The organism is Bacillus sp. KH172YL63, from assembly GCF_011398925.1.
GTDB lineage: Bacteria > Bacillota > Bacilli > Bacillales > Bacillaceae_B > Rossellomorea.
This window is the reverse complement of sequence record NZ_AP022842.1, coordinates 2,158,656-2,184,436: the sequence shown is the minus strand read 5'-3', so window position 1 is coordinate 2,184,436 and position 25,781 is coordinate 2,158,656. Positions and strand designations below refer to the sequence as shown.

Below are 25,781 nucleotides of genomic sequence, written 5' to 3'. Positions count from 1 at the left end.
AAACCGGCTCTAAAAAATTTAACTGAAAAGGGTAGAATGGAAAATCGAATTTTCTTAGAACAGCAGTACATAAAATAATCTGAACCAAAAAATAAGTCCGTTCCGTCTAATGATAGAAAGGAGAATGGTATGAAACAATTCAGTGTAATCCTGCTGCTTTCTTTATATATTTTGAGTGGGTGCAATATTGAACAACAAATAGACCAAAACGTAGTCGATTATGAATACCTATCTAAAGATGAAGAACTTCCACAGGATGTTCAGCAATGGCTGATGAATGTGGACGCCTATAAAGATGAAATGGTGCATAGCTTTGAAAAAAATGATGGAGTAATCTATATTTACGCGAAGGAACATAAAAAAGCAAAGGTAGCATATATCGACGAGAATATTGATGGTCAACACACTAAAAACATAAAAATTACTTTACTAAAAGGAGACAGCCAGGATACCGTCTTTGTTAAAATCTCTTATGACTCAGATTTATGCTGCGAGACTCAAATAATCGATGATACTGATGATGAGGATGAGTTTTATGATGGAGCACGATAATAAACCCTTTAAGTTAAAGGGTGCTTAATCGATAGCACTTCAAATAGCACCTTACAAGGTATGTTTTGTAGATTGTAGGAAGGTTCACTTTTAATCGAATAAATGTGTCGTTTGCTGAACAAGCAGCCGTCCTTTGTTAAAGTAAAAAAAGTTACCGAAAAAGGGGATATGAATCAAGTCGACAATTGTATGTATAGATCTTGAAGATCTGCAGATTGAATTTTATGAGGTGTAGGAATGAATTTAAAAGATTTTATGCAAGACACATTCCCCAATTTAGAGCTAAGGCCACCTTTATTTTATAATTGGGATATTGGTATACGGTTTGAACTAGGTATAGAGTGGAAAAGGGAATACGATTATCCAAACAACCCATATGTATTGGGGTGTTATAAGAGAGCGATTACATTATTTGAAGCAATACACTCTCCGGCGGATGATGTATTTGTAGTGATAGATGTAAATGATTTTGATAAAGGGAAAAATATTAAACGCGAATTAAAGAATTTTTCGCCTTATGTAGATAAATCGCATTTGTACAGGTTAAAATATCAAACGCTCCCAGAAGATGACGATGAAGGAACATATAGAACACATAGATTTACACTAAAGTGTAAATCCGCTGAATTTAAATTCAAACCTTTGTTAAAAGCATTATGCAATCAAGATTTAGGATTGAAACCAAGTATTCATCATCAGGTTTATATCATAAATATTAACAAAAAAACGATCTTTCATGTTTACGATGACAGGGGTTGTGACTTATTAGCAACTTCACCTGAAACGATAAGAAATATGTATAAAATATTTAATGAGTGGATTTTGGACTATGACAAACCTGAAATTGACAAGGTTTTTAATTGAATGATGAGGAAGGGGAAACACCATTTTTGACGTTTCTCTCTAAAATATCAAAAATCAACATTAAAGTTTAACAGAGTCATAAAAAAAGGGAGAATGATTTTATTAAACCCACAGCCATATTCCAGTAAAAGGGACGTTTCCTGAACTAACTGTATCCTTTTTTTTGAAGGATAGAGGAAACAAGGAACAGGATTTTTCTATAAATATCCATTTCTAATAAAGTAAGAAACTATGAATGAAAAAGGACTGATTTACACTTGAAAAGAAGATTCTCAATCAAAAAGGCAGAATGGTCGGTTGAGAGAGAAAACCATTACAAACAGTACTGCTTTAACATTGTATTTAATTTTGGAGATAAGATGAAAACTAATGATCGTACAGTGTATATAATAAAGAATGAAGAGGAAATCGAATTAGAAAAACCTTTAAATCCAAAAACATTTTGGTATGAAACGTGGTTGAAATTGAAGGTTTTTTACCAGTTAGATTAAAAACATTTTTTCTGATGGGACCGTTAGGGAAAAGGTATTGTTTGAGGAATTTCAGAACTGAATGCATATTATAGCTATTTAATTGAAGTGGGCTATAGTTGTTGGTAAATAGAAGCAGCTGATTTTAGTATTACTTCTTAAATAAATTTTGATGGCAGTATAATTGGACACATGATTGTTTTTAAATCCCATGTGAATCTGAAAAGTATATTATTTATAGATTGATAGAAAGAATTCCAGAGGAGATACGTTCCATGACATTTTTCTATATTTTATGCTTAATTTTCACGTGCCTTATGCTGGGGATAATATTTATTCGGAACCATTTTAACAAATCGGGATATAATCATGGTCAAAAAAGAGATGCGATCATTGTACTTGGTTATCCCGCGGAAAAGGATGGAAGCATGAATCCAATACTGCGGGAACGAGTCAATAAAGCAACAGACCTCTATCACTCTGGAATCTCAGAAGTAATGATTTGTTCGGGAGCAGCTGTCGCAAACAATCATGTTGAGGCAGAAGTGATGGCAAGAGCCCTAATGGAATCAGGCGTGGATAGTAGCGCTATCATACGGGAAACAAAAGCGAGGGGCACTTATGAGAATTTGGTGAAATCGCGGGAAATCATGCGGGAGAGAGGACTGGAAAAAGCGGTTATTGTCACCTCACCCTGGCATTTGCGGAAAGCCAGTTCATATGCGTTTCGACTGGGAATGGATCATACCTTGGAAAAGTCTAAAGTGCCAAAAGGATACTTCATAGGATTAGGGATCATTTATCTATACACATACATACAGATGTTCATGATATATTGGCGTTTTTATAAGAGAAGACCGTAAATCTTGCTCCTAGAAGAAACCCTCAATGAACGGGTTCGGTTTTGGAGAACAAAAACATATGAATTTCAGGGGGAGTTAAAATGAAACCAGATATGGTTTTGGAGAAGGTTATTAAGAAGATTAATATTCAGAGTGAGTACAAGCCTTTTGTAGAGGAGTATACAGCCAGCTTGCTTTCAGAGTTCGGCGGGAAGATTCACAGTATTTATATGTGTGGCTCCATTCCTAAAGGTACTGCCAAGCCATTTAAGTCTGATGCAGATTTTACAATAGTATGCGAAAGACCTGAAGATATAGATTATGACAGAGTATCATGTCTGAAGGATCAGGTTTTACAAAAATATCAATTCGTCACTAAGGTTGATACGGTTATTTGTTCACTGGATGATGTAAGAAGTAAGCCCAATGAATGGGGATTTTGGATCAAGATCATCTGTGTTTGTATACATGGGACTGATATGGGCGAAGAAGTACCGCCTATCCTTATTTCACCTGATTTCATATTAGATCTGAATTCAGACACTGAAGAGGCAGTGAATCGCGTTCGCGGTTTTCTAACCAATGCCGAAGATGACACACTGAGATCTAAATATACCAGAGGCTACTCAAAGAGATTAATTCGTGCATTATACTCTATGGTGTTAGAAGATACAGGGGTTTGGGACGATGACATTACAAAGATGAAGCGTGCCATATCAGAATATTGCAGTATTGATTCAGCTTTAGTTGACTATCTTTATGCGAGTTATTTGGATAGTCAAGTAGATGTTGAGGAGTTTCTGGGGATTGCAGATGAGGTGTATAGTTATATTGAGAAGGAGTTAGCTGCATTGGCTGCTTCCAGGACTTAATCTGCATAACTGCGGATTGACGATTTTCGTATGAAAGAATTTGATTTCGCTTTATCCCTGAAAGTTTGGGGTTCAAAGGAAGTAAAAGAGATATAAAGATTTGAACCTTCCTCTAAAGGAATAGCAAGCGGCAGCATTTTTAAAGGAACCTTTCATAAAATAGAAGGTTCCTTTCATATATTAACCATTTTTATTTGCCTGTATAGGCGTCTGAAAAAGCTCCTTTATTTCTGCCATTGATAAAAAGGTCAGGTTTGCTCCTATTCCATCTGGGTCCTCAATTTTCATTAAATTGATATACTTTGCAAATGAAATTTTTCTGTTGTCTTCAGCGGTGTTCTCGTTTTTTACTGAGATCTCAATTCTGTATCTTTTTGAAGGGTCTGGTCTATCGATTACGACTGGTTCCAGCTTTCCTTCTTCATCCACATAAACTGTTGTAATAGTGACATTCTCTTTTTGAGGCTCAACTTCATAGGTTTGTATTTTACCTAAAGGCTGATTGTCTGAATACGGTTGAATAGAAATTGCCAACTCGGTATTTGGAGGGAGATTGGTCTTGTTTCGTATTATTATGTTTGCACGCTTTATATAAACTTTGGCATCCAATTTATATTTCGATTCAGGGACTGATTCTTCAAAAAGAACCACCCTACATCCTCCCAATAACAAACAGAAGACACTTAACAAAATAAGTGAATAAAATTTCATATTCCACCCCTGGTGAGAATTTTAATTTTCAGCTTTACGCTAACATTCAATTACCTTGGTCTGGGGGGGCTTCTATGAAAGGGGATTTGACGGAAATGTATATTCCCCCTCAGCGTAACAAATAAATGTATGATACAGGTTTTTTATATAACATCTACCTGAGAAAGTTGAATGTAAAAGAGCATCAACATTAATCCGTTGCTCTTTCCTAAACTGTCCTAGAACCCCGACGACGAAGCCTCTTAATCATCCAAAAAACAATACATCCCATAAGAAACAAAAATGATACCACAAAGGCCCCACTCATCAACGGTTGATACTGAAAAGCATAAAGCAACTTATCAATGTCATAAATCTCCTGCGGCGTGGCTGCTGTCTGGGGAGTAAAAACGATCAAACTTTTCCAATCTTCTTCGAGCATGATATTCGATCCGGTCCAGGATACTGAAAAGAAGCTGTAGAGAAATACAGGGATCATCAATATAAAGACGATGAATTTTAAGATTTTCACGAAGCTTTCACTCCTTTTCATCTATCATATCATTAATATTTACATAGTTGTTATAAATTCCCACGATCTAAAGGGGAGTGATTTGAGCAGTCATATCGGGATATATCCATATTTTAAGTAGGGATGGGAAAACCGATTTATCGTAATGAGAAAAAATCCTTTCTCTTAAATCACAATCTATCTTTCCGTTCATATGCTAGTTAGTAGAGGGCATGTGAAGGAGGGATAAAATGAAAAGGAAAAGGAAGAAGCAATTCTGCCATAAAAAGCATGAAACCAAACGTGAAAATAAGTTTCTAGTATATGCAACGAACTTTGGTGACAATACGATTTCTATGATAGATTCGAATTTAGATAAAGTTACTGGCACAATTCCAGTTGGGGACCAACCAGATGGGATTACACTTTCCCCTTTTGACCGATATGCATATGTATCCAATACGAATCATAACACTGTTTCAGTGATCAATCTTTATAAGCATGAGGTTGTCAATGAGATTCCTGTTGGGGGTGGGCCGGTTGGTATCGCTGCGTCACCTGATGGGAAGAAGGTATATGTAGCGAACTTCGGAGGTACAACAGTCTCAGTCATTGACGTCTGTAGGCAAACGGTAAAAAGTATAGAAGTAGGAAATAACCCATTTGATATAACATTCAGCCCAAATGGAGAAAGAGCATATGTTGCTGTATCAATCAGTAATATTGTTTCAGTCATTGATACACGTAAAGAATCAGTGGTAGATCAAATCCCCATTACGGAGGGAGAATTCCCTAGAGACCTTGCGATTACGCCAAATGGGAAAAAGTTATACGTGGCTAATCGGGGTTTAGGTGAACCAAGTACAGTTTCAGTTATTGATCTTATGAAAAATGAAGTAACGAAAACGATCTCGGTAGGGATTCGTCCGAATGGTGTAGCAGTGACACCTGATGGGAAGAAGGTTTATATAACGAATATTAGCAGTGACAATGTAACGGTTGTACATGCATATGATGATACAATCCTCACAACAATTGATGTCGGGGATGGTCCGACCGATGTCTGTATAACCCCTGATGGCAAAAAAGCATATATCACCAACTTTAATGAAGGAACTATCTCAGTACTTTGCATCAAAACGAATAAGGTGTTGACCACGATCCCTACTGGAAAGCAAACAAGCGATTGTGCGATTGCTCAGTCATGTTTTCCTTTCTTTAGATAAATCATGAAGATATCTCGCTCTCTTGAAAAATATGGTAAAATAAAAGGGCGGAAAAACCAATTTTAAACATAGAGGAGGGGTTATCTTTGTGGTGGCAGTATTACGGAGATGCGGTGATCGCAGTTTCATTTTTGACAGTCATGCTGGTCCTGTTCGGGATCCATTTTTTCAGGAGACAGAGGAAGAAGGGGTTTGCTGTCCCGATCACCATATTGCTCATAGGCTATCTATCCTTCGTATGGGGGATTGTATTCATCAGGGGATGGAATGGTACGGGATTCATAGTATACGGCGTGATCATCCTGGCGATCGGTGTGCTTTCTTACGCGGGAGTCGGCGTATACAGAATGATGGGCTTCAATAAATCGCTGTGACCATTTGTCATAAAAAGACTTGGAGAGGATATCTTTCCAGGTCTTTTTATTTTGGATTGAAAGGGCTAATCTTTCTTATAGAAAATAAGATACAAAGCGATGGAAACCGGCAGTAAAAGGAGAATCACGGCAATGTTTGATGAGATCAGGTTGCCTCCCCAGCCGAGATCTGCCCCGCCTTGCTCAGACATCACGGCCCCTAAGTAGCCTGCTGAAGCCTTGATTGAATCAGATAGCTCTCCAATTGCATAAACCACGACCGCTGTCAGCATCGTGAAGCCTAGCAATAAAAACCCGGCCACTGTGTGATTCATAGACAAACTCCTTTCTTATTGGTTCATTTTAAAACAACTATTAACACGTTTACGATGAAAAGCATTGGGAACAATGCAGTCAGGATCAGACCGGCTATCATCGTGTTTTTATAAAAGCAAAGCACGGCCCCGGCAAGCCATACCACGTTGACCAGAAGAAACTGCGGGTAAACAAACAAATTCCCAGTGTAATTCTCACCAAGGCCGCCGCTTGCAAAGAAGAGGGTTACGGGAATGGTGAGGATTCCTGTAAGTGCAATATGGACAATTTTATATATTCTAAGATTCATCGTAAACCTCCTAACGTGTGTATATATTAACATATTTTTCTAGTTAAAAAAGAATACTGCAGATTTTCAATGGATTTTATGAAGAAAATCGTCTAAACTATATAAATGAGAATGATTATCAAAATCATACATATTGGAAGGGGACGGACCTATGAAACAGTCAACATCACATATCGCCAACATCATTCGTGAACGGAGATCAATTAAAAGTGGTTATAGTGACAGGGAAGTGACGCAGGAAACGATACTTGAGATCTTGAACGATGCCGTATGGGCACCGAATCACGGTTTGAGGGAGCCTTGGCGGTTCATCTTTGTGCCGACATCTGAGAAAGAACGCTTTGTCGAGGATCTCGTTCAAACATTTTCTCCCGATATGCAGGCAAACAGAAGAAACTACTTTAGCCAGCCGGCTGCGTTCCTCATCATAGTCATGGACGAGGACCCACGTCAGAAGCAGTGGGAAGAGAATTTCGGGGCGGTCAGTGCGCTGATTCAGAACTTCCAGCTCCTCGCCTGGGAACAGAAACTCGGCGTCGTGTGGAAAACCAATCCTCATATCTACGACCCGAAAGTCCGGGAGTTACTGAACGTGAAGCCGGGTGAGAAAATTGCAGGCTTCCTCCATCTCGGCTACTTTGATCAAGTGCCTCAAGTCAGGCCCCGTACCTCGGCTGAAGATAAATTAAGTGTGTATGGGGAGTAGTGGATAGGATAGGAATTAAGCCATCCGGATTTTTTCTGTGAATTTTTCATATATTAGATTGCACATGAAGGAAAATTTCGTTTGATTGGAGCGGAAGGTGCTCGACTCCTGCGGGAATTGCGGGAAAGTTGAGACCCCGCAGGGCGAAGCCTGAGGAGGCTCAACTCACGCCCCGCGGAAAGCGAGCACCTGGAGCGGAAATCACCGCATCCTCCTTGGGAAAGCAAAGGAATATCCACTTTCAAATCAAAGAGTGAAGTGAATTTACTTCTAGTATTTTACATTTACTATGATAAAATAATAGAAGGACATCGACGGAGGGAGAGATTTCCAGAATGGATTTCAGAGGATCAAATGCTTACAATCAGAGTGATTTTTTCTCAGCCTACATGAAAAGAAGAAGCCGGAAAGACAGTCCGAATAACGCAATCGAAGGGCCAATCATGTATGAACTGTTTGGGGATTTCAAAGACAAAGCCGTCCTCGACCTGGGTTGCGGTGATGCTTCCTTCGGAAAAGAACTGCTCGAAAAAGGCGCCGGTCATTACACAGGAGTGGAAGGGTCAGAGCAGATGCTCGCTTCTGCCGAGATGAATTTGTCAGGTGAAGAAAACGGCACGCTGCATCATGAAACGATGGAGAGCTATACATACCCTGATAGCAAGTTTGATATCGTCACATCCCGTTTCGCGATTCACTACGTGGCGGATATTCACACGCTCTTTGAAAACATCCATCACGCATTGAGCGAGGACGGGAAATTCATTTTCAGCGTCCAGCATCCGCTGACCACTTCATCCTTTATCAGCAAAAAAAGCGGAGACAAACGGGGGAATTGGATCGTGGATGACTATTTCCTCGATGGCGAACGGAAAGAACCGTGGATCGATCAAACGGTCGTGAAGTATCATCGCACGATCGAACAGTACTTCAGAGCCCTCGTACAGGCAGGCTTCTCAGTGGTTGATTTAAGAGAAGGAACACCGGAACGTGTTCATTTCAGCTCTGACGAAGAATTTGCGAGGCGAAAGAGAATTCCTGTGGTGCTGGCGTTTTCTTGTGTGAAGGGGTCCTTGAGAAGTTAAAACGAGCTCAAAGGGGGGGATTTGATGAAAAAGCTAAGTATTGTCATGTGCATGATCTTAACAGCTCTCTCACTCTACGCCTGCAACAACGAACCCGACGGCGTCAGCAGCAAGGAAGCAGAAGAAATTGCGATTGAACAATTTGATAAGGATGTAAAAGAGCATAATGAGACTTCCCGTAAAAAGATCAATCTTGAGGAAATTGAACTGCTGTCAGATGAAACGATGTTTGACTCTTCTTCAAAAACGTGGGAAGTGACGTTCAATTATAAGGGCGGGTTGACAAAAACAGATGGCGCCACAAATTCAATCGCACAGTACAGTATCAATTTAGACGGGGAAATCGTCCGGAATTCGACTTCATTTGAATGAAAGCAGAACAGCCTACAGGGCTGTTTTTTCTTCTATCCAGTAAATGCAGGCATAATGCAGCTTGTAGATATAATAAGCTCATTTTAGGGGGGAATACAATGAAATATAGGATAATGTCTGTTCTCATCGTGTTACTGCTCACTCTTTTATCAGGCTGCTCGTCAACGAAGGAATATTACCAGACTTTTAAAGGAAACAGCACACATTGGTCGGCTCAATTCGTACAGGATGCTGCCGTCACCTATAAAGACCATCCGGAATTTAAAGATCAATATGAAATTGATTATGATGAGGAGGAAGTGTGGACGCTGAATTATCAGGGAGACGAACCGGATTTAGGCGCAAAGGTGGAAATCACTTTTCCCCGTGGGAGCAGTACACAACGGGCTTCTGAAGGTGAAGTCATCCCAGCCGATCGGATATTTACCCATTCAAGCGGCACCGGGGGTACGACCTCTATCTCAAAAGACATGGAATTTCCCGCAGTAGATGATCAGGACACCATTTTTGAAGTGAAGGTGAAATGGAATGGGAGGGAGGAATTGATTGAGGTGAAGGCAGGGGAATGATTGTCAACTGGTCATAGTGAAAGACCTGGCAGGAGCACGGTGCAGTCATATTCGATCTGCAAGCACTCTCACCAGGGAAGCCCGGACTAATCCGTCATATACTCATTCACCAATTCATAACATCTTTCCTTCGTTGACTTGTTCAACGAAATCAAATAAGCCACATTCTCAAACGTGCCGCCTTCATACTCCAGGCGTGCTTCTTCTGCCTTTGCTTCTTTTTCTTCTATCCACTGCAACTGTTCCGCCTTTAAATCTGACATGACTTCCGGGGACAGCTTTTCCTTCAGCAGGGCGTAAATGTCATTCAAAGCGGCGTCATATTTGTCGAGCGAAACACCGTAGTAGTTTTTCATCGCGTTTGTCGTGCCTTTGTCCACTTCTTTTTTCTCCGGCATGCTGTCGACTTCTTGCTGGATGGCATCCAGGAGGTTCAGAAATTCAGTTTTTCTTCCTTCGACCTTGGTCACAGGTGCAGGGGATGCTGTGTCCTCGGCATCACTTTCTTCCATGGAAGTTTGGGGCTCTTCGGCAGGAGGAGTCGCCTCTGTCGAAGATGTTTCCTCCACATGCTGTTCCACTTCTGCCTCTTTGGAAGCATCCTCCTGATTGCTGCATGCAGACAAGAGCATGAAACATGCTGCGGCAATCAACACTTTCTTCTTCATTTTTACAGCTCCAATCTATTTATGTCCTGACTGGGTTATTTTAACATAGAAGAATTATCCTTTTAAAGGATATCGGACAATTTGCGAACATGATGGATTTGCCAAAAGGTCTTGATTAACCTGAGTGAAAAGGGAATAATTGGGGCAGGGATTGATAGGGGGAAGGTATATTGAAAAAAGTAATACATAATTGGTCGGCGATCATCATTGGAGGCCTGGTGCTGACCGGTTGTTCAACGGAAGATGCGACACCTTCAAAGGCTCCTGATGAAGCAGCCGAAAGCGTTGAAGTGAGTGATGCTACAACTGGAAATCAAGTGAGGCAGACCGACATGAAGAATAAAGCAGGGGCTTTGGATACGGTCGAAAGCTTAAAGAGAATCCTCGATGAACCGATGGACCCTGCCCTAATGGAAGAAGGGCTCGACAAAGAGTATGGCTGGTATTTGAAATCGGAACGGATTAAAAACCAGGTGGATCACATCCTGCCCTATATGGAGGAGTCGGATGCTGCTGATTTCCACAGTCTCCAAAACCTGTCGGGCATGATCAGTCATAGTCAATACATGAGAACGGCCCATATCGATAACACAGGCGGGGAGACAGAAGCCCATACGGCCGTTGACAGATGGAAAACTGCCGATGCTGCGTTAAATTATTCTTATATGTACATCAAACAAATTGTCCATGACCTGGACATTGCCCTCAACCATAACGGAGTCGGTGACACATACGGCGTCACCTATATGCTCGACGGAAATCATCTTAATGAAGTGAATGCATTCCTGAGTGACGGGGTGTACCGTGGGGAGGAAGAGTCGTGAGGAGCAGAGTTTTCATACATTTATCACCATTGATGGGAAATGATTGAATGGTTAATTAATAGAAGATTCTCAAGGTTATAGGCACCATTTACTTGGTTGATTCTCGCTGCAGATGCTCGACTCCTGAGGGAATGAAAAATCCGAACGAATGATTTTATTAAAATCTACTTCGTTCGGATTTTTTTGCTCTTCCTCATACATTTATTTAGCAGGGTCCAGCTGTTGATTGGAGTGCAAGGCGAAGACTCCTTCGGGAAAAGCGGGGTAGGTGAGACCCCGCAGGAGCGTCAGCGACGAGGAGGCTCACCGCCGCCCGAGGAAAGCGAAGCCTTGCACGGAAATCAACAGCGGTGTACCAAATTGAACTGTATTTTATAAAAGTTCGTGTTTTGAGTAAGAGGGCTTAGATATGTGCCAGCCCTTTTTTATCTCCTGAAACTCTCATTCCTTCTTCTTCAACAACCCCATCAACCAAACCAGCAGGGAATAAAAGAAAGTAAAAAAGAATGCCTGCAGAAGATTTTCTTTCCAAATCCAATCATCATATTTCACGAAATCAAACAGTAAGAAAATGAAGAAGACGGTGACAAGCAGCACAATACATTTATGAAATGATTTCACCTGAATACCCTCTTTCCTTAACGGTAATGGTCATCATACTGGCCGGCCTCAAAGATTTCCTTGGCATGTACCGGGGTCCAATCAGCAGGGGATAGGTCCTGGTTTCTCTCTAAATAGGATTCCACCATTTTATAGCCTTCACTGTAGCCATAACCCCACGGCAGGCCTTTTCCACCCATCATGATGTCGTACGAGCGGCTTACATCGACTTTGTCGAGATGTTGTTGGATCTTTGCCCAATTGTCTTTATTATATGCATCATCAATGCGGGTCATTTCTATATCCGGGTAAACCGTTTTTTCGAACATGACCGCTTTTCCTTCAAATATCATGTTATCTAACACCGTTGGAGGAGCAGATGGATCTAAATAACGGTTAGCCCAGAAGCTGTGATGGTATTCATGGGCAACGCCTGCCCTTAGTGTTTCTTCCGTATAGAGCGGGTTGTAAAGGACACTGATCTTCCCTGCACCGACTGTGATCATATTTACCTGTTTGTTTTTAGAAGGAAGGACGCATACGGTTGTTTCCATCTCTACAGGCAGGAGTTCAGACGATTTCAGAAGTGATTCCCGGATGAGATTTTCGGTTTTCTCTGTGTCGATGTCATCGATGAGATGCTGGATTTCGGCTAAATGGGTAGGACCGACGCTCAATTGCTGGGGCGAACCTTTCAGGATTGGGTCGGCCATATACAGGAATTCACCGTCACTGAAGCAATCTTCGTAAATCGGATCAATGACTTCTTCTTGATAAATTTCCATATAAGGATCATCTGGATGGTCAGCTACTGCGCCGATATAGTTCTGAAAAAGTTCGTAGGCATGAATGATCTTGAAGGACTGTTGTGTATCGGGGTGCTGAAAAGTTGTGACAAGGTCCTCGAATTGAATGGATTTCTTTACGGATTCCCTACTCGTTTCGGCTGCATCATCACATGATGCAAGGGTTAGGACTAAAATGGTGAGGACAAAGATAACTATGACGTTTGGTTTCAAAACGGAACCTCCTGCATATAAAAAGTGAATACTCATATTTTACCATTTTTTTACTGTATTGTTACTGAATCCGAAATAAAAAGTTCGACATTTCTCCTTGAACATATAAGCAAATTATTATATATTAATATCTGAATTGATTCAGGAGGTGCATTTATGCAAGTATCGACTGTTGAAATAAACAAAGCTGCAAGTGTTTTAAAGTTGCTCGGGGATAAAACCCGGTTGACAATGGTAAAAATATTGGATGGAAATGATTGCTGTGTGTGTGAGTTTGTAGAGATTTTCAAAACAAGTCAGCCTGCGATCAGTCAGCACGTCCGTAAATTGAAAGACGCAGGAATCGTAAGGGAGAAGCGCCGTGGACAGTGGGTCATTTATTCCCTCAACCGGGAAAGTGAAATCTTCCCGATGATCCAGAGCCTTCTGAACCAGCTGCCGGACCAGGGCTTCAAATTGACGGAGCTCACCGAGCAGGGCTTGCGCATTTCCTGTGATGAATAGGAGGTAAGGGCACTATGACAATTTTAGCATCACTGATTTTCTTACTCACCCTAGTGCTTGTCATCTGGCAGCCTAAAGGACTGTCGATCGGATGGTCGGCTGTCGGCGGGGCGGTACTTGCCCTGATTGTGGGTGTGGTCGATTTCAACGATGTGGTGGATGTGACCGGCATCGTCTGGAATGCGACATTGGCATTCATTGCGATCATCATCATCTCACTCATACTGGATGAGATCGGATTCTTCGAATGGGCTGCCTTACATATGGCGAAGGCGGCAAAGGGGAGCGGCGTGCGGATGTTCGTGTACGTATCCCTGCTTGGCGCAGTTGTTGCGGCCCTTTTTGCCAACGACGGTGCGGCATTGATTCTGACACCGATCGTGCTTGCCATGGTACGGAACCTGAACTTCAGCGAAAAGCTGGTGTTCCCGTTTATCATCGCAAGTGGATTCATCGCTGATACAACATCACTTCCGTTGGTGGTCAGCAATCTCGTCAACATCGTATCCGCGGACTTCTTCGGCATCGGGTTCGTCGAGTTCGCTTCCCGGATGATTGTACCGAATTTGTTCTCCCTTGGGGCGAGTATTCTGGTACTGTATTTGTTCTTCCGCAAGAGCATCCCGGACAATTATGATGTGTCACAGCTGAAGAAACCGGTGGACGCGATCAAGGATCAAAAAATGTTCCGCCTTTCATGGGTGGTGCTGCTCGTCTTGCTTGCAGGCTATTTTGCAAGTGAATTCATCGGGATTCCGGTATCCATCATCGCTGGGATCGTCTCGATCTTCTTTCTCATGATGGCGAGAAGAAGTGCAGCGGTGAATACGAGAACCGTCATCAAGGGCGCTCCTTGGGCGATCGTCTTCTTCTCGATCGGCATGTACGTGGTCGTCTACGGCCTCCGGAATGTCGGATTGACGAATGTGCTGGCAGACATCATCCAGGTGACGGCAGATCAAGGATTGTTTGCTGCCACAGTCGGCATGGGATTCATCGCCGCGATTCTGTCTTCGGTCATGAACAACATGCCGACCGTCATGATCGACGCACTGGCGATTGCCGATACCGATACATCCGGCGTCATCCGCGAAGCGCTGATCTATGCAAATGTCATCGGTTCCGACCTCGGACCGAAGATCACCCCGATCGGGTCGCTCGCGACGCTGTTATGGCTCCACGTTCTGTCATTAAAAGGAGTGAAAATCTCCTGGGGGACGTATTTCAAAACAGGCATCATCTTGACCATCCCAACCCTTTTCATCACATTGGTCGGGCTTTATATATGGTTATTAATCATCTAACAAACATTAAAGGAGAGACTCAACATGTCTAAAAAAACCATCTATTTCTTATGTACAGGAAACTCTTGCCGCAGCCAAATGGCTGAAGGCTGGGCGAAAAAGCATTTAGGAAACGAGTGGAACGTATACAGCGCAGGAATCGAAGCACACGGCTTAAACCCGAATGCAGTGAAAGCGATGAACGAAGTTGATATCGATATCACGAACCAAACATCCGATATCATCGACGCTGAAATCTTGAATTCAGCTGACCTTGTTGTGACACTTTGCGGTGACGCAGCTGACAAATGCCCGGTAACACCACCACATGTGAAACGCGTTCACTGGGGATTCGATGATCCTGCAAAAGCGGAAGGAACAGACGAAGAGAAATGGGCTTTCTTCCAGCGTGTGCGTGATGAAATTGAAGAAAGAATTCAACGTTTTGCAAAGACCGGTGAATAAAAAAGCATAACCAGGAGAGCTTTTCTCTTGGTTTTCTTTTTATCTTTATATAAGTATATGCTTATAAGTGTATGGAGGAGTGGTTAGATGAAGAAAATCGAGATTTTTGATCCTGCAATGTGTTGTTCAACCGGTGTTTGCGGTCCAGGTGTCGACCCTGAATTAACTCGGATCGCTTCGGCTGTTTATTCTTTGGAACAAAAGGGATACAGCATATCCCGCTATCAACTGACAACTGAACCGGCTGCATTCGCAGAAAATCCCGTCGTCAGCGAAGTGTTGAAGAAGAAGGGACCAGACGCTTTGCCGCTGATCCTTCTTGACGGAGAAGCAGTGCGGTCTGGAAGCTATCCATCGAATGAGGAATTGGCAGGCTGGTTCGGGCTTTCTCCAGAAGAACTGACGAAGAAACCGAAAGTCCGACTATCACTAGACTTGAAATCACGGAAGTAGGAGGGACGATATGTTTCAAACTTATGAACCTCATATTCTGCGTACCCCTTTCCTTTTTATCACCGGAAAGGGGGGAGTCGGCAAGACGTCAACCGCAAGTGCCACGGCGATCGCCCTTGCCGATCAAGGAAAGAAGGTGCTTCTCATCAGCACTGATCCTGCGTCAAATCTCCAGGATGTGTTCCAGATTGACTGCGCTCACGTACCCACTCAAGTGCCGGGTGCAGGGGAACTCTATATCAGCAATATAGATCCGGAACAATCTGCCCGTGCATACCGGGAAAAAGTGATTGGGCCGTACCGTGGTGTTCTTCCTGATTCTGTAGTAGCAACAATGGAGGAGCAGTTATCAGGTGCCTGCACGGTCGAGCTTGCCGCATTCGACGAATTCTCAGGACTGCTTTCCGATCAGGGCATCACGGGTCAGTACGATCATATCCTGTTTGATACAGCACCGACCGGCCATACGCTCCGCCTGCTGCAGCTGCCGTCTGCCTGGGACGGGTTCCTGGAAGAAAGTACCCACGGAGCGTCGTGCCTCGGGCCGCTTGCAGGACTCGTAGATAAGAAAGAAATCTACTCAAGAAGCGTGGCCGTTCTGTCAGACGAAACCCAAACGACCCTCTTACTCGTGGCAAGACCGGACGGATCTTCTTTGGCAGAAGCATCCCGGGCATCGGATGAATTAAACTCGACCGGAATCAATCATCAGTTGCTTCTGATCAACGGCCTGTTGACCAATAAAGTGGACAATGATCCGGTTTCACTTGCATTCTATCAAAAGCAGCAGCAGGCATTGAGTACACTGCCTCACAATCTTGCAGCGCTCCCGACTTATGCACTGCCTTTTGTCTCCCATTCACTGACAGGTGTAGACAATCTGCGGGTGCTATTCAAAGCGTCTGAGACACAACCCGACCTAAGCGTGTTGAATCAAGAACTGATCGAAACGGATCGATTGCATGACCTGGTTGAGGATTTCTCCCAAAACGGGACTTCCCTGATTTTCACCATGGGGAAAGGGGGCGTCGGGAAAACGACCGTCGCTTCAGCCATTGCAGTCGGATTGGTTGAAAAAGGTCACAAGGTACATCTGACAACTACGGACCCCGCGGCTCATCTCAACTATCAATTTCAGCATGAGGATATGAACGAACGTCTGACAATCAGCGCCATCGATCCGAAAGCTGAAGTGGAAGCCTACCGAAAAGAAGTGCTGGAGAAAGCGAAGGATGAGGTGGACGAGGAGGGTCTTGCTTATTTGGAAGAAGACTTGAATTCCCCGTGTACCGAAGAAATCGCCGTTTTCAGGGCATTCAGTGAAGTGGTCGCACGCTCCGACGAGGAAATCGTCGTGATCGACACGGCACCAACCGGCCATACGCTCCTTTTATTGGATGCGGCTGAATCATACAGCAGGGAAATCGAGAAATCCACGGGCGATATCCCCGCCAGCGTGAAAGAGCTGCTGCCGACCCTCAGAAATGAAAAAGAAACGGCAGTCGTCATCGTCACCCTGCCTGAGGCGACACCCGTACTCGAAGCCTCACGCCTGCAGGAAGACCTGATCCGCGCCGGCATCACACCCGGCTGGTGGGTCATAAACCAAAGTCTCTCCCACACAAGAACGAGTGATCCTGTCCTCTTGGCGAAAGCTCAGGCAGAGAAAGAGTGGATCATGAAAGTGAAGGAGCACTATGGAAAACAAACAAGCACAATCCCGTGGTTGGAAGAAGAAAAAATCGGCTATACCAAACTGAAAGATTTCATGAAATGATACGGAGGAACCAACATGACAGTCAACTACCAGGAATTACTCAAAGACCGCATCTACATCGGAGGCGCAGATGATGCATCCGATGCAGTAACCAACGAAAAAATCGATCTTGTATTCGACCTGCGTGCAGAAGCACCGGCAATGGACACAGCATACGACCGCATCCACAGCCCGATCGTAGACAACCAAGGCGAGCAGGACGATTCAATCAAAGCATCCATCGACCAGGTCGTCTCAGCCTATAAAGAAGGCAAAAACATCTATTTCCACTGTCAGGGTGGAAGCAACCGGACCGGTACCGTTGCACTCGGCACACTGCTTGAACTCGGTGAAGCGTCGACTTTGGCAGAAGCAGAAGCCATCGCCAAAGCAGTCCGACCGAAAATCAACGTAAAACCTGAAATGATGGCATCCCTGCAAAAACTATATCCACAAACATAGGAGGGTCTCACATGAACATTACAGCTCAAGCAAAAACAGTGTTAACAGACATACTCGCAGAACAAGGCGCAGAAGGTATCCGTTTATCCTCGGTAGCCGGATGCTGCGGCCCGCAGGTCACCGTATCCATGGATGACCCGGAAGCGACAGACCGCATTCAAGCGATTAACGGCATCCGCGTTGCTTTTGATCAGTCAGTCGAAGAAACAGACGGACTGACAATTGATGTGGAAAACACAACTGATGGAGTTGGATTGGTGTTGATTGGCGCCGGTGGCGGTTGCTGATTGGACATATTGAGGAGGCAGCTGTTGGGAGGCAGCTGCCTCTTTTTTTTGGGGAAGTTGGAGCTGGAGAGGGTGATCCGGTGAAAGAATGGTTACTGCTGTGAGGTTGGCTATCGCTCTGAGATTTTTCGACAAAAAGATCATATATTCGAAATAGAGATCATATCTCAGGAATCGGGATCATATATCAGAAATCGAGATCATAAATGTCAGAAAGCGGACCATAAATTTAAAAAGCAGCTCATAAATTGTGAAAACCGGCTCATATATGACTTGGTGACAGAGGAAATGACGATTTAGTAGCGCTTCATAGGCCTGTACAGAAGCTTTCTATAAAAAAACGGACCTGTTTTGTGCAAATTCCTTTTAAAAATGACTAATTTACAATCTTCATAACACCGGAACTCTGTCACTACCATCGACGCTGCGGTAGATGCTCGCCTTACGTCCTCCCGCCATGTGACGCCACCCGGCCCAGATTCAAAAGTGAATGTCATCAATCTACTCCATAGAAGCAATATCATACCTATAAACATCCACTACATCATCCACCAACCAAAACTCAATGGAAGTTTTCGTTTCCTTATCTACATAGCCGATAATCTTCACCCCTTGTTCAGAGCGCACATAGTCATTCTTTCCATAGGCATTCAACACTTCATTCCTGGTATGCCCAACACCTATTCCTCTTGCTGTTTTCATGTGACGATCTGACACAATGAATCTTGTGATTTTATTGTGTTTACTCGCTACTTCTATATTCTCACTTAAGAAATAATATTCATATCCTGCGACATCCCTGGTCTTTTGGCTTTGGTCAATAGAACCGAACTTTGTGCTGGTTATATCGTCATTTAAACGAAGTCCTTCTATATTTTCATCTCTCAAGTCAGTGGAGGCTGTACGGGCGTGAAAATAGGAACGGGAAAAGTGACGCTCAACACTTAGAAACACGCTATATATTAGGAATCCAGCCAATAATATCGAGATGGATCGTAAATATTTTTTCTTCATTTTAAAATCCTTTCTATATGTATATTACAAAATATGTATTTTTAGATTGTACACTAACTTGCTCTTTTTTGGTATTTATTTTGCAGTAGCTCATAAAAGAAAGCTTTGGCCGAATCTGCTCATTATAAGTCAATATTTTTTTACATTTAATGTTAATATTATAAATATAAAGGATATTTCAATACAATAAGTGGTTTCAACTAAATAGTTGGGTTAGGGGGATATGGATGAAAGCAATTGTACAAACTGAATTTGGCGATCCGGAGGTACTCAAATATATGGATGTTGAGATACCGAAGAGAGGTGAAAACGAAGTCTTAATTAAAGTTGCATATACGAGTGTAAATTATGCAGATATAAAAAAACGTAAAGGAAATAAAGGAAACGGCCATTTTCCTTTAACGCTGGGATTGGATGCTGCAGGAACAATTGAAGAGGCTTCCGCTGACTCGGATTTTTCCAAGGGGGACCGTGTAATAGCTTTCCCAAAAGGTGGTTCTTATGCTGAATATGGAGTAGCAAATGAACATTTAGTTTTTAAGATTCCCGATAACTTATCCTTTGAACAGGCGGCAACGATGCCAACTGTATCCATATTAAGCTATATACTTCTTTATGAAATTGGAGAAGTAAAGCAAACAGATACCATTGTGATCCACAGTGTTGCTGGTGGTGTGGGCTCGATGCTCGTCCAATTAGCAAAATTAGCTGGGGTACAAAACATCATCGGAACCGTTGGAAATCTTAAAAAAGCGAATTATGTAAAAAGACTGGGTGTTGATGAGGTTTTTACATACGAAACATTTGCAGAGGAAGTTTTAAAACAAACAAATAACGTAGGTGCGAATGTGATCTTTGATTCAGTTGCTGGCGAAGTGACCAGTCGGAGTTTAGAATGTTTAGCATTATATGGTACTCTTGTTCAATTCGGCAATAGCAGCGGCAAAGCAGGTGCTTTCAAAACAAGCGATGTACATAGTACTTGTAGGAATGTAAAAGGATTTAGTTTAGGTACAACAAGAAAATATGATCCAGCACGACTGGCACCTGTTGCTAAAATAGTATTGGATCTGTTTGCTTCAAACCAGGTTTCGCTTCCAATCGAACAAGTTTTTGATTTAAGTGATGCAGCACAAGCCCATAGATTAATAGAAAGCCGTCAGTATGAAGGGAAATTTTTGATGGAAATTTAGGAGAGAAATAGAAAGAGGTGAGAAGGATGCTGTTTCATTATCATTTTTGGACGCCGAATGTCGAAGAAACTGAAAAATTCTATGTAGACAATGGCTTTCGGATATCTCAACGTATAGGAAAGTACCGAGGTGAATTTCAAGCGTTCAATCCTCCACTGACATGGGATGATTTTGGTGAGAAAAACATTCTATTTCGAATCATTGAGGCTAGACTCGGAGCGGTAAACATTACTTTCGGATTTGGAAAAAGAATCATGTTTGACCACATTGGATATTTAGTTTCCATGGCAGAGCATGATAACCTATGTGTTAACGCTAAAAAATTGAAATGGGACGTTCAGATAGGGGAAAGAAGAACGTTTATTACTACTTCATACGGTTTTAAAATTGAACTTCAAGTAAATACTGATGTGATAGATGAAGAAAATGATTGTGCAGAAATTAGCAGACTAAAGATGATAACGAAAGAAGAAGGATTGGAAAATGACCTTTCTATTTTGTTTGAAGAGCCTGTTCAACACGTTTTTTCGCAAGTCGGTGACAAAGTAACAATCAAGGAAGCTGTCATAAAAGGGTTTGGGTCATCAAGCATTGTTGATCCCAATGGTGTTAGATTGATAGGGGAATAGTCCATAAGAATGTTAAAAGAGTTACAAAATATGTATTTATAGAGTATAAACAGACGGAGGGGACAGTTGTGTTAAACGCCGATTTAAAGCTGATTTTAAATAAGATAGAAGCACTTGAAAACCCAGACATAGAGATAAAAGTAGCGGATCCTGACATTGAAACGATATCCATTCATTTGTTTTCAAGCGAAGAATTTGAAGAAGGGCAATTAGGATACAGAGTGGATGGGGAAGGTCATTCTTTAACAGGTAATCAGAAAGGTGATTGGAAGGAAACTTGGTTTGTCATTGGGTATGATGAAGATTTGGGAGATCCGATTTTTGTAGATATTGGAGATAGTAACTACCCTGTTTTGACCGCCATGCACGGTGAGGATGAGTGGGAACCAGAAGGGATGTTTTCATCACTAAATGAATTTTTAAAGTATATATCAAATTAAAGGGACGAAAATCATCCGTCCCTTTTTTTGATTTCAATTTTCCCGCAATACTACCTCTGCCTATTTCCCGACACTAACCTCCACGCTCTTCCCAGGCTTGAAAGCAGTCGCCACCATCACAACCATACTTCCAACCCCAATCCAGACAAGCGCTGCAACAGACGAACTCCACGACAATCCATGACCAAAGTAGAAGAGTTCACGTAATCCCTGGACCATGAATTTCATCGGCAGCCATGAGTAGAACCAGTCCCGGTAGAAGTCCGACATCATCTCTGGTGCCATCGCAAGGAGTGGTGCACCGAAGAATAGCATGAGCACGAATAGGGGCATGCCCTTGATTCCGATGAGCGATAGAATGCTTGAGATCATCAGGAAAAAGCTGAACGACGTAAGACTTAGGAACAGCGCAGTATCTGTAAAGTCAGGGATCGTGAATCCGACGAGTCCGTCAGCGAGCCATGTTAAGCCGAAACCGATGACGAGGGCAATGGCTGCGCCAATCATGATCTGAATCCCTTTGGCCATAAGTGTTTCTCTACGGCTTGCGAAAGTGTATTTGCTGACGGCAATGTAAATGATTGCCGCACTTGCCATGCTCGCCATCCATAGAGGCTGGAACAGAGAAACAGGCGCATTTCCGTTCGCACTGTTCGTTCCGATTTCGTTGACATTGGTCACATTTTTCGAGATCGGGGCGACCAGGTTTTTCACCTGTGCAGGTGTGAGGCTGGCACCTTGTGCTTCTAAACCTGCAAGGAGCTGATCACGCACGGTGTCATTCATATTATCAACGACACCGTTTAGTATCTGACCGGCAGCCGTTGCCGCCATCGTATTCATTCCCTGGTTAATGAGGATGGTGACTTCAGGGGTCTTAGGTGCAGGTGTCCGTAAAGATGCCTGTTTCTCACTGAAGTCAGCCGGAATGATGAGCGCTGCGTAATATTTTTGACTGTCCAACCCATTTTCTACTTCATCCGAACTTACCTCAATCCATTTCACTGCAGGGTCTTCATCCCCAGCAGCTTTTGCCATCGTCTGGACCTTTTCGACAATCGTGTTGCCCATATTCATTTCAGGCTGATCAGGAAGTTGAACACCCTGATCACTATTGACAATCGCAATCGGCAAATTCTTCGGCTGAGGCTGAACCGACGGGAACAGTGTCAGTGAGAAGATAAAAATGATCGCAAGTGCTATGAGAGGGGAAGCAAGCACGAGTTTGTTTTTAAACATGTTCATTGAATGTACCTCCGTTAATTAATAAAGTGAGTAATCACTCACATTATTAATATTACGTTCTTTTTATTTCATGTCAATAAAAAAGTGAGTGATCACTTACTTTTATTGCATCAAGAGCTAGAATTCGTTTTATACCAAATTAAATTTACAGAATTTTCAACTCTGTTATAATGGAAATGATTAGTAATTGTGACATGCAAGGAGGTTCAGTGTGAAAGAATTGAAAAAATCCGGCGTGGAAGCCCTTCTGATTATCGTCGGCATCATTTTGATCAGTGCCTCATCAGGCATTTTCAAGAATCAGGCTTTTTCGCTTAATACATATGTACAGGAACTGATTCAGTTATTACGCCAATTATTTCAGCCTCAGTCATTGGTGTACGTTAATCCGATTTCAGACGTCCAGCGACCGTTATTCCCAATCATCTTCGAGGCATTCATGAGCACGGCAGCGATCTTCTTTCTGGCACTTCTCATGGCTTTGGCCGTTTCGCTCATGCTGATGATTCTGTATTTTTCCGTTGGCAAAAGGGTCCGGTCAATGTTGCGGGAAGTGTCATTTTACCTCGGGGCGCTACCGGATATTTTCGTAATCGGGATTCTCCAGATCTTTGTCGTATGGTTCTTTAAACGAACCGGATTATTGCTGATTGACGTCGCCTCTCTGGGGGAGAACCAGGTCATCCTGTTTCCGGCGATCACGCTGAGTATCCTGCCGGCGCTCTTTTTCCTCGGGGCGATGGTGTCATTTCTGCATGAAGAAGAGGGGCTATCTTATGTGGAACTGGCAAAGGGGAAAGGACTCGGCCACTACCGGATCCTGTTTATCCATATGATGAGGAATGTGCTCGTATCGCTCACTTATCACGGAAAACAGATCATCTGGATGATGCTGTCGAATCTATTAATCTTGGAATTTCTGTTCAATGTGTTCGGCGTCACGTCATTTCTGTTCACTTATAACACGCCGGCGATCTTTGCGATCACTTCGATCATGCTGTTTGTTCCACTCTATCTGCTGTTGAAATGCACTCAGCTTGTGATCACGAAAAAAATAGGCAGGGAGATGAGCCTATGAGAACCTTTAATAAACATCACATTTCCATCTCGGTTGGGGTGCTTTTCATCGTCGTATTGGTCGGCTGGAGCGTGATTTTCCATTTATCCGACGGGAAAATACCGAACACCTTCATCCTTTATGACGACGGAGGAAAAATCATTGGTGATGCACCGTTTCCGCCATCGGCTGATTTCCCGTTCGGAACCGACCGGAAAGGGGATGAACTGCTGTATAAAGTCATTCAAGGCGCACAGTACACGCTTGGTGCAGCGATCGTCATTTCATTGGTCAGTTTTCTTCTCTCATTTATCATCGGGGTGGCAGGGGGATTTACCTCTTTACGGGCCAAAAAATGGACCCAGTCGGTGTTCACGGCCTTTTACTTCATCCCTCAGTCGATCATTGCCTACAATATTCTGTATCCGCTGCTGTGGGAGCCGCCGCAAGGCTTTGAAACAAGCTTTGGCGAAAGGGTGATCCTTCAGGTCATCACGCTCGCCGTCATCACCGCACCGACAACAGCGATTCTATTATCAAACGAAACCGGGCAGATCCTCGAAAAAGAATTCGTCACAAGCGCAAGGGTCCTCGGAGGAAGCAAATTCTTCATTTTCAAGAAGCATGTTCTGCCCCACCTGAAAATGCGCCTATTCATCATCTTTCCGAAAATCACCATCCAGGTGCTGCTGATCCTCGCTCATCTGGGATTTTTTAAGCTCTATTTTGGAGGGACGGACGTGTGCTACGGCCCGTTTTGCGACCCGCCGAAGCCTATCGTCCAGGAATGGGCAAGCATCATGTCGATGAGCTTCATCGAATTATCCAACGCCTGGTGGATCTTCATGGTCCCGATGACCTTCTTCGCCCTGACCATCCTCTCACTGACCGGAATCGCAAAGGGAGTGGAAGGGCTGTTGGAAGGGGACGGCGGGATGGCTGCTCCAGTCAGAAGTGGAGGTGATGAGAAAAAGATTGGAAATGCTCCCAAAAAGAGAGACTTTTTGCTTGTAGAGAGGGAGTTTGATAGGGGGATGTGAGGTTTTTAAAAAAATTTGTAAGATGTCGGACGCTCGGAAAGGAGAAATCTCTCATTTCCATGGGCCCCCATCGATATATGAGCCGGATTTCAAAAATATGATCCGGTTTCGAATTTTATGAGCTCGATTCAAAATATATGAGCTGGTATTTTCATATATGATCCCGATTCCGTGATATATGATCTCTTTGTCGAAAAATCTTCACTCACGCACACACACACTCAAACCAAAAAGAAAGGAGCGAACCCACCTGAAAACCATATTCCGAGCACTGGCCATCATCCTCAGCATCATCTGCCTCGGTGCCTTTATCCATCTGTTTCAAAACGGCATCCACATCAGCGCAGCAGCATTTTGGCAAAATGTAATTCACCTTTTTAAAACGCTCATCCAACCCGGAGAGTTGACGTTTCATACGGAATCCTCCCTCATCCACCAGGCAGAGTATGATGTATTTCCTGCTTTCTTTGGCTATTACACGTATACCTTGACGATTATGCTACTCGGATTTCTGCTGGCACTGGCACTCGCGATCACCGGGGTGGTCGTGACGTTTCAGCTTTCTTGGAAAAAGCGGAAGCTGTTGATCCGCAGTTCAGCCATTTTGGAGTCGATTCCTGATATTTTCATCATTGTCCTTGCTCAGCTGTTCTTTATATTTCTCTTCAAGAAAACCGGGATCCTCGTGTTTGAGGTGGTTGGCGGGGGTGAGCGGCCATATGCGCTGCCGCTTCTAACATACTGCATTTTGCCGACGATCTTCCTTTACCGGACGTTGATGCTCATTTTTGAAGAAGAAATGATCAGGCCCTATGTGGAGCTTGCAACCGGAAAAGGGTTGTCGGGATTGCAAGTATTGATTCTTCATGTGTTCAGGAACAGTGTTGTGAGTTTGATCAATCATTCAAAAATGATCATTTCTTTTATGCTTTCCAATCTGATCATGCTGGAGATCCTCTTTAATACTTACGGACTGACATGGTTTGTGATCAATCATCCCACCTATGAGATTGCCACCATCAGCGTCATTTTTATGTTTATTCCACTGTTTCTGTTGGAAGTGGCGGTGAACCGGATGAAAACGAAGGTTGTGGGAGGGGAGTAG

34 protein-coding genes are annotated in these 25,781 nt (G+C 43.2%); 24 read left to right on the top strand and 10 right to left on the bottom strand.

All coding sequences use genetic code 11. The features are described from left to right. The first annotated feature begins 129 nt into the window (after positions 1-129). The 4 genes from KH172YL63_RS10995 to KH172YL63_RS10980 all read left to right on the top strand — a co-directional run bounded on the left by KH172YL63_RS10995 (position 130) and on the right by KH172YL63_RS10980 (position 3,600). Positions 130-552, top strand: coding sequence for a hypothetical protein (locus KH172YL63_RS10995; RefSeq protein ID WP_173106138.1), 423 nt, complete (start codon positions 130-132; stop codon positions 550-552). Positions 553-789: 237 nt separating this feature from the next. Next, positions 790-1,416 (top strand): DUF3885 domain-containing protein, encoded by a 627-nt coding sequence (locus KH172YL63_RS10990; protein WP_232065997.1) that lies wholly within the window; start codon positions 790-792, stop codon positions 1,414-1,416. A gap of 745 nt (positions 1,417-2,161) precedes the next feature. Next, positions 2,162-2,749 carry a YdcF family protein gene (locus KH172YL63_RS10985; RefSeq protein ID WP_173106137.1) on the top strand — a complete coding sequence of 196 codons (588 nt, stop codon included), beginning with the start codon at positions 2,162-2,164 and terminating at the stop codon, positions 2,747-2,749. A gap of 92 nt (positions 2,750-2,841) precedes the next feature. Further along, positions 2,842-3,600, top strand: coding sequence for a nucleotidyltransferase domain-containing protein (locus KH172YL63_RS10980; RefSeq protein WP_173108140.1), 759 nt, complete (start codon positions 2,842-2,844; stop codon positions 3,598-3,600). A gap of 180 nt (positions 3,601-3,780) precedes the next feature. On the opposite strand, the gene KH172YL63_RS10975 is transcribed toward KH172YL63_RS10980, so the two are convergent. Both KH172YL63_RS10975 and KH172YL63_RS10970 read right to left on the bottom strand, forming a co-directional pair. Next, positions 3,781-4,251, bottom strand: a complete 471-nt coding sequence (locus KH172YL63_RS10975; RefSeq protein WP_173106136.1) for a hypothetical protein — start codon at positions 4,249-4,251, stop codon at positions 3,781-3,783. A 268-nt stretch (positions 4,252-4,519) separates the two neighbouring features. Then, on the bottom strand, positions 4,520-4,822 hold the full coding sequence (locus KH172YL63_RS10970; protein ID WP_173106135.1) for a DUF4306 domain-containing protein: 303 nt from the start codon (positions 4,820-4,822) through the stop codon (positions 4,520-4,522). A gap of 230 nt (positions 4,823-5,052) precedes the next feature. Between KH172YL63_RS10970 and KH172YL63_RS10965 the strand changes: the two genes are divergently transcribed. Beyond that, positions 5,053-6,027: a beta-propeller fold lactonase family protein gene (locus KH172YL63_RS10965; RefSeq protein ID WP_173106134.1), complete on the top strand. Its 975-nt coding sequence runs from the start codon at positions 5,053-5,055 to the stop codon at positions 6,025-6,027. A gap of 86 nt (positions 6,028-6,113) precedes the next feature. Further along, complete coding sequence (locus KH172YL63_RS10960) at positions 6,114-6,401, top strand: hypothetical protein (protein WP_173106133.1); 288 nt, start codon at positions 6,114-6,116, stop codon at positions 6,399-6,401. 65 nt (positions 6,402-6,466) lie between these two features. Here the strand turns inward: KH172YL63_RS10960 and KH172YL63_RS10955 are convergent, their stop codons facing one another. Together KH172YL63_RS10955 and KH172YL63_RS10950 are read right to left on the bottom strand one after the other, a co-directional pair. Beyond that, a complete protein-coding gene (locus KH172YL63_RS10955; protein WP_173106132.1) occupies positions 6,467-6,715 on the bottom strand; it encodes a hypothetical protein in 249 nt (82 codons plus the stop codon). A 23-nt stretch (positions 6,716-6,738) separates the two neighbouring features. Continuing rightward, complete coding sequence (locus KH172YL63_RS10950) at positions 6,739-7,005, bottom strand: hypothetical protein (protein WP_173106131.1); 267 nt, start codon at positions 7,003-7,005, stop codon at positions 6,739-6,741. A gap of 151 nt (positions 7,006-7,156) precedes the next feature. On the opposite strand from KH172YL63_RS10950, the gene KH172YL63_RS10945 reads away from it, so the two are divergent. From KH172YL63_RS10945 to KH172YL63_RS10930, 4 genes are all read left to right on the top strand, one after another. Continuing rightward, positions 7,157-7,711 carry a nitroreductase family protein gene (locus tag KH172YL63_RS10945; RefSeq protein ID WP_173106130.1) on the top strand — a complete coding sequence of 185 codons (555 nt, stop codon included), beginning with the start codon at positions 7,157-7,159 and terminating at the stop codon, positions 7,709-7,711. A gap of 335 nt (positions 7,712-8,046) precedes the next feature. Continuing rightward, positions 8,047-8,796: a class I SAM-dependent DNA methyltransferase gene (locus KH172YL63_RS10940; protein WP_173106129.1), complete on the top strand. Its 750-nt coding sequence runs from the start codon at positions 8,047-8,049 to the stop codon at positions 8,794-8,796. A gap of 24 nt (positions 8,797-8,820) precedes the next feature. After that, positions 8,821-9,168, top strand: a complete 348-nt coding sequence (locus KH172YL63_RS10935; RefSeq protein ID WP_173106128.1) for a hypothetical protein — start codon at positions 8,821-8,823, stop codon at positions 9,166-9,168. A gap of 98 nt (positions 9,169-9,266) precedes the next feature. Further along, complete coding sequence (locus KH172YL63_RS10930; RefSeq protein ID WP_173106127.1) at positions 9,267-9,737, top strand: hypothetical protein; 471 nt, start codon at positions 9,267-9,269, stop codon at positions 9,735-9,737. A gap of 86 nt (positions 9,738-9,823) precedes the next feature. Here the strand turns inward: KH172YL63_RS10930 and KH172YL63_RS10925 are convergent, their stop codons facing one another. Next, positions 9,824-10,405, bottom strand: a complete 582-nt coding sequence (locus tag KH172YL63_RS10925) for a lysozyme inhibitor LprI family protein (protein ID WP_173106126.1) — start codon at positions 10,403-10,405, stop codon at positions 9,824-9,826. 170 nt (positions 10,406-10,575) lie between these two features. Between KH172YL63_RS10925 and KH172YL63_RS10920 the strand changes: the two genes are divergently transcribed. Then, positions 10,576-11,229 (top strand): hypothetical protein, encoded by a 654-nt coding sequence (locus KH172YL63_RS10920; RefSeq protein ID WP_173106125.1) that lies wholly within the window; start codon positions 10,576-10,578, stop codon positions 11,227-11,229. A 441-nt stretch (positions 11,230-11,670) separates the two neighbouring features. Here KH172YL63_RS10920 and KH172YL63_RS10915 read toward each other — a convergent pair whose 3' ends face one another. Next, on the bottom strand, positions 11,671-11,850 hold the full coding sequence (locus tag KH172YL63_RS10915) for a hypothetical protein (protein WP_173106124.1): 180 nt from the start codon (positions 11,848-11,850) through the stop codon (positions 11,671-11,673). Between the two features lie 17 nt (positions 11,851-11,867). Next, complete coding sequence (locus KH172YL63_RS10910) at positions 11,868-12,848, bottom strand: DUF2268 domain-containing putative Zn-dependent protease (RefSeq protein WP_232065996.1); 981 nt, start codon at positions 12,846-12,848, stop codon at positions 11,868-11,870. A 156-nt stretch (positions 12,849-13,004) separates the two neighbouring features. Between KH172YL63_RS10910 and KH172YL63_RS10905 the strand changes: the two genes are divergently transcribed. The 7 genes from KH172YL63_RS10905 to KH172YL63_RS10875 all read left to right on the top strand — a co-directional run bounded on the left by KH172YL63_RS10905 (position 13,005) and on the right by KH172YL63_RS10875 (position 18,058). Further along, on the top strand, positions 13,005-13,352 hold the full coding sequence (locus KH172YL63_RS10905; RefSeq protein WP_173106122.1) for an ArsR/SmtB family transcription factor: 348 nt from the start codon (positions 13,005-13,007) through the stop codon (positions 13,350-13,352). A 14-nt stretch (positions 13,353-13,366) separates the two neighbouring features. After that, positions 13,367-14,656, top strand: coding sequence for an arsenic transporter (locus KH172YL63_RS10900; RefSeq protein WP_173106121.1), 1,290 nt, complete (start codon positions 13,367-13,369; stop codon positions 14,654-14,656). 24 nt (positions 14,657-14,680) lie between these two features. Beyond that, positions 14,681-15,100 (top strand): arsenate reductase (thioredoxin), encoded by a 420-nt coding sequence (gene arsC, locus KH172YL63_RS10895; protein WP_173106120.1) that lies wholly within the window; start codon positions 14,681-14,683, stop codon positions 15,098-15,100. Positions 15,101-15,187: 87 nt separating this feature from the next. Next, entirely contained in the window at positions 15,188-15,553 is a 366-nt protein-coding gene (arsD, locus tag KH172YL63_RS10890; protein ID WP_173106119.1) for an arsenite efflux transporter metallochaperone ArsD, read from the top strand. 10 nt (positions 15,554-15,563) lie between these two features. Next, positions 15,564-17,330, top strand: a complete 1,767-nt coding sequence (gene arsA / locus KH172YL63_RS10885) for an arsenical pump-driving ATPase (protein WP_173106118.1) — start codon at positions 15,564-15,566, stop codon at positions 17,328-17,330. Positions 17,331-17,345: 15 nt separating this feature from the next. Continuing rightward, on the top strand, positions 17,346-17,771 hold the full coding sequence (locus KH172YL63_RS10880) for a protein-tyrosine phosphatase family protein (RefSeq protein WP_173106117.1): 426 nt from the start codon (positions 17,346-17,348) through the stop codon (positions 17,769-17,771). A gap of 11 nt (positions 17,772-17,782) precedes the next feature. Beyond that, on the top strand, positions 17,783-18,058 hold the full coding sequence (locus KH172YL63_RS10875) for an adhesin (RefSeq protein ID WP_173106116.1): 276 nt from the start codon (positions 17,783-17,785) through the stop codon (positions 18,056-18,058). A gap of 501 nt (positions 18,059-18,559) precedes the next feature. On the opposite strand, the gene KH172YL63_RS10870 is transcribed toward KH172YL63_RS10875, so the two are convergent. Next, on the bottom strand, positions 18,560-19,072 hold the full coding sequence (locus KH172YL63_RS10870; protein WP_173106115.1) for a hypothetical protein: 513 nt from the start codon (positions 19,070-19,072) through the stop codon (positions 18,560-18,562). Positions 19,073-19,299: 227 nt separating this feature from the next. Here KH172YL63_RS10870 and KH172YL63_RS10865 point away from each other — a divergent pair, with 227 nt between their 5' ends. The 3 genes from KH172YL63_RS10865 to KH172YL63_RS10855 all read left to right on the top strand — a co-directional run bounded on the left by KH172YL63_RS10865 (position 19,300) and on the right by KH172YL63_RS10855 (position 21,334). After that, positions 19,300-20,265: a quinone oxidoreductase family protein gene (locus KH172YL63_RS10865; RefSeq protein WP_173106114.1), complete on the top strand. Its 966-nt coding sequence runs from the start codon at positions 19,300-19,302 to the stop codon at positions 20,263-20,265. A 26-nt stretch (positions 20,266-20,291) separates the two neighbouring features. Beyond that, positions 20,292-20,894: a VOC family protein gene (locus KH172YL63_RS10860; RefSeq protein WP_173106113.1), complete on the top strand. Its 603-nt coding sequence runs from the start codon at positions 20,292-20,294 to the stop codon at positions 20,892-20,894. 68 nt (positions 20,895-20,962) lie between these two features. Further along, entirely contained in the window at positions 20,963-21,334 is a 372-nt protein-coding gene (locus KH172YL63_RS10855) for a hypothetical protein (protein ID WP_173106112.1), read from the top strand. A gap of 60 nt (positions 21,335-21,394) precedes the next feature. On the opposite strand, the gene KH172YL63_RS10850 is transcribed toward KH172YL63_RS10855, so the two are convergent. Then, positions 21,395-22,573 carry a YhgE/Pip domain-containing protein gene (locus tag KH172YL63_RS10850; RefSeq protein WP_173108139.1) on the bottom strand — a complete coding sequence of 393 codons (1,179 nt, stop codon included), beginning with the start codon at positions 22,571-22,573 and terminating at the stop codon, positions 21,395-21,397. 217 nt (positions 22,574-22,790) lie between these two features. Between KH172YL63_RS10850 and KH172YL63_RS10845 the strand changes: the two genes are divergently transcribed. Both KH172YL63_RS10845 and KH172YL63_RS10840 read left to right on the top strand, forming a co-directional pair. Then, complete coding sequence (locus KH172YL63_RS10845; RefSeq protein WP_173106111.1) at positions 22,791-23,657, top strand: ABC transporter permease family protein; 867 nt, start codon at positions 22,791-22,793, stop codon at positions 23,655-23,657. Next, complete coding sequence (locus tag KH172YL63_RS10840) at positions 23,654-24,676, top strand: ABC transporter permease (protein ID WP_173106110.1); 1,023 nt, start codon at positions 23,654-23,656, stop codon at positions 24,674-24,676. Before KH172YL63_RS10845 ends, KH172YL63_RS10840 begins: the two co-directional genes overlap by 4 nt. A 205-nt stretch (positions 24,677-24,881) precedes the next feature. On the opposite strand, the gene KH172YL63_RS10835 is transcribed toward KH172YL63_RS10840, so the two are convergent. Further along, the gene (locus tag KH172YL63_RS10835) at positions 24,882-25,091 is read right to left on the bottom strand and encodes a hypothetical protein (RefSeq protein WP_173106109.1); all 210 of its coding nucleotides are present in this window, start codon (positions 25,089-25,091) and stop codon (positions 24,882-24,884) included. On the opposite strand from KH172YL63_RS10835, the gene KH172YL63_RS10830 reads away from it, so the two are divergent. Continuing rightward, on the top strand, positions 25,080-25,781 hold the full coding sequence (locus tag KH172YL63_RS10830; RefSeq protein WP_173106108.1) for an ABC transporter permease subunit: 702 nt from the start codon (positions 25,080-25,082) through the stop codon (positions 25,779-25,781). The genes KH172YL63_RS10835 and KH172YL63_RS10830 overlap by 12 nt on opposite strands.

Coding starts and splice junctions, on each gene's coding strand:
- KH172YL63_RS10985 (WP_173106137.1), top strand. CDS start 2,162: ATGACATTTTTCTATATTTTATGCTTAATTTTCACGTGCCTTATGCTG.
- KH172YL63_RS10940 (WP_173106129.1), top strand. CDS start 8,047: ATGGATTTCAGAGGATCAAATGCTTACAATCAGAGTGATTTTTTCTCA.
- KH172YL63_RS10980 (WP_173108140.1), top strand. CDS start 2,842: ATGGTTTTGGAGAAGGTTATTAAGAAGATTAATATTCAGAGTGAGTAC.
- KH172YL63_RS10900 (WP_173106121.1), top strand. CDS start 13,367: ATGACAATTTTAGCATCACTGATTTTCTTACTCACCCTAGTGCTTGTC.
- KH172YL63_RS10905 (WP_173106122.1), top strand. CDS start 13,005: ATGCAAGTATCGACTGTTGAAATAAACAAAGCTGCAAGTGTTTTAAAG.
- KH172YL63_RS10875 (WP_173106116.1), top strand. CDS start 17,783: ATGAACATTACAGCTCAAGCAAAAACAGTGTTAACAGACATACTCGCA.
- KH172YL63_RS10835 (WP_173106109.1), bottom strand. CDS start 25,091: ATGAAACGTCAACTCTCCGGGTTGGATGAGCGTTTTAAAAAGGTGAAT.
- KH172YL63_RS10990 (WP_232065997.1), top strand. CDS start 790: ATGAATTTAAAAGATTTTATGCAAGACACATTCCCCAATTTAGAGCTA.
- KH172YL63_RS10870 (WP_173106115.1), bottom strand. CDS start 19,072: ATGAAGAAAAAATATTTACGATCCATCTCGATATTATTGGCTGGATTC.
- KH172YL63_RS10880 (WP_173106117.1), top strand. CDS start 17,346: ATGACAGTCAACTACCAGGAATTACTCAAAGACCGCATCTACATCGGA.
- arsC (WP_173106120.1), top strand. CDS start 14,681: ATGTCTAAAAAAACCATCTATTTCTTATGTACAGGAAACTCTTGCCGC.
- KH172YL63_RS10995 (WP_173106138.1), top strand. CDS start 130: ATGAAACAATTCAGTGTAATCCTGCTGCTTTCTTTATATATTTTGAGT.
- KH172YL63_RS10950 (WP_173106131.1), bottom strand. CDS start 7,005: ATGAATCTTAGAATATATAAAATTGTCCATATTGCACTTACAGGAATC.
- KH172YL63_RS10955 (WP_173106132.1), bottom strand. CDS start 6,715: ATGAATCACACAGTGGCCGGGTTTTTATTGCTAGGCTTCACGATGCTG.
- KH172YL63_RS10850 (WP_173108139.1), bottom strand. CDS start 22,573: ATGTTTAAAAACAAACTCGTGCTTGCTTCCCCTCTCATAGCACTTGCG.
- KH172YL63_RS10945 (WP_173106130.1), top strand. CDS start 7,157: ATGAAACAGTCAACATCACATATCGCCAACATCATTCGTGAACGGAGA.
- KH172YL63_RS10865 (WP_173106114.1), top strand. CDS start 19,300: ATGAAAGCAATTGTACAAACTGAATTTGGCGATCCGGAGGTACTCAAA.
- KH172YL63_RS10935 (WP_173106128.1), top strand. CDS start 8,821: ATGAAAAAGCTAAGTATTGTCATGTGCATGATCTTAACAGCTCTCTCA.
- KH172YL63_RS10930 (WP_173106127.1), top strand. CDS start 9,267: ATGAAATATAGGATAATGTCTGTTCTCATCGTGTTACTGCTCACTCTT.
- arsA (WP_173106118.1), top strand. CDS start 15,564: ATGTTTCAAACTTATGAACCTCATATTCTGCGTACCCCTTTCCTTTTT.
- KH172YL63_RS10860 (WP_173106113.1), top strand. CDS start 20,292: ATGCTGTTTCATTATCATTTTTGGACGCCGAATGTCGAAGAAACTGAA.
- KH172YL63_RS10840 (WP_173106110.1), top strand. CDS start 23,654: ATGAGAACCTTTAATAAACATCACATTTCCATCTCGGTTGGGGTGCTT.
- KH172YL63_RS10965 (WP_173106134.1), top strand. CDS start 5,053: ATGAAAAGGAAAAGGAAGAAGCAATTCTGCCATAAAAAGCATGAAACC.
- KH172YL63_RS10925 (WP_173106126.1), bottom strand. CDS start 10,405: ATGAAGAAGAAAGTGTTGATTGCCGCAGCATGTTTCATGCTCTTGTCT.
- arsD (WP_173106119.1), top strand. CDS start 15,188: ATGAAGAAAATCGAGATTTTTGATCCTGCAATGTGTTGTTCAACCGGT.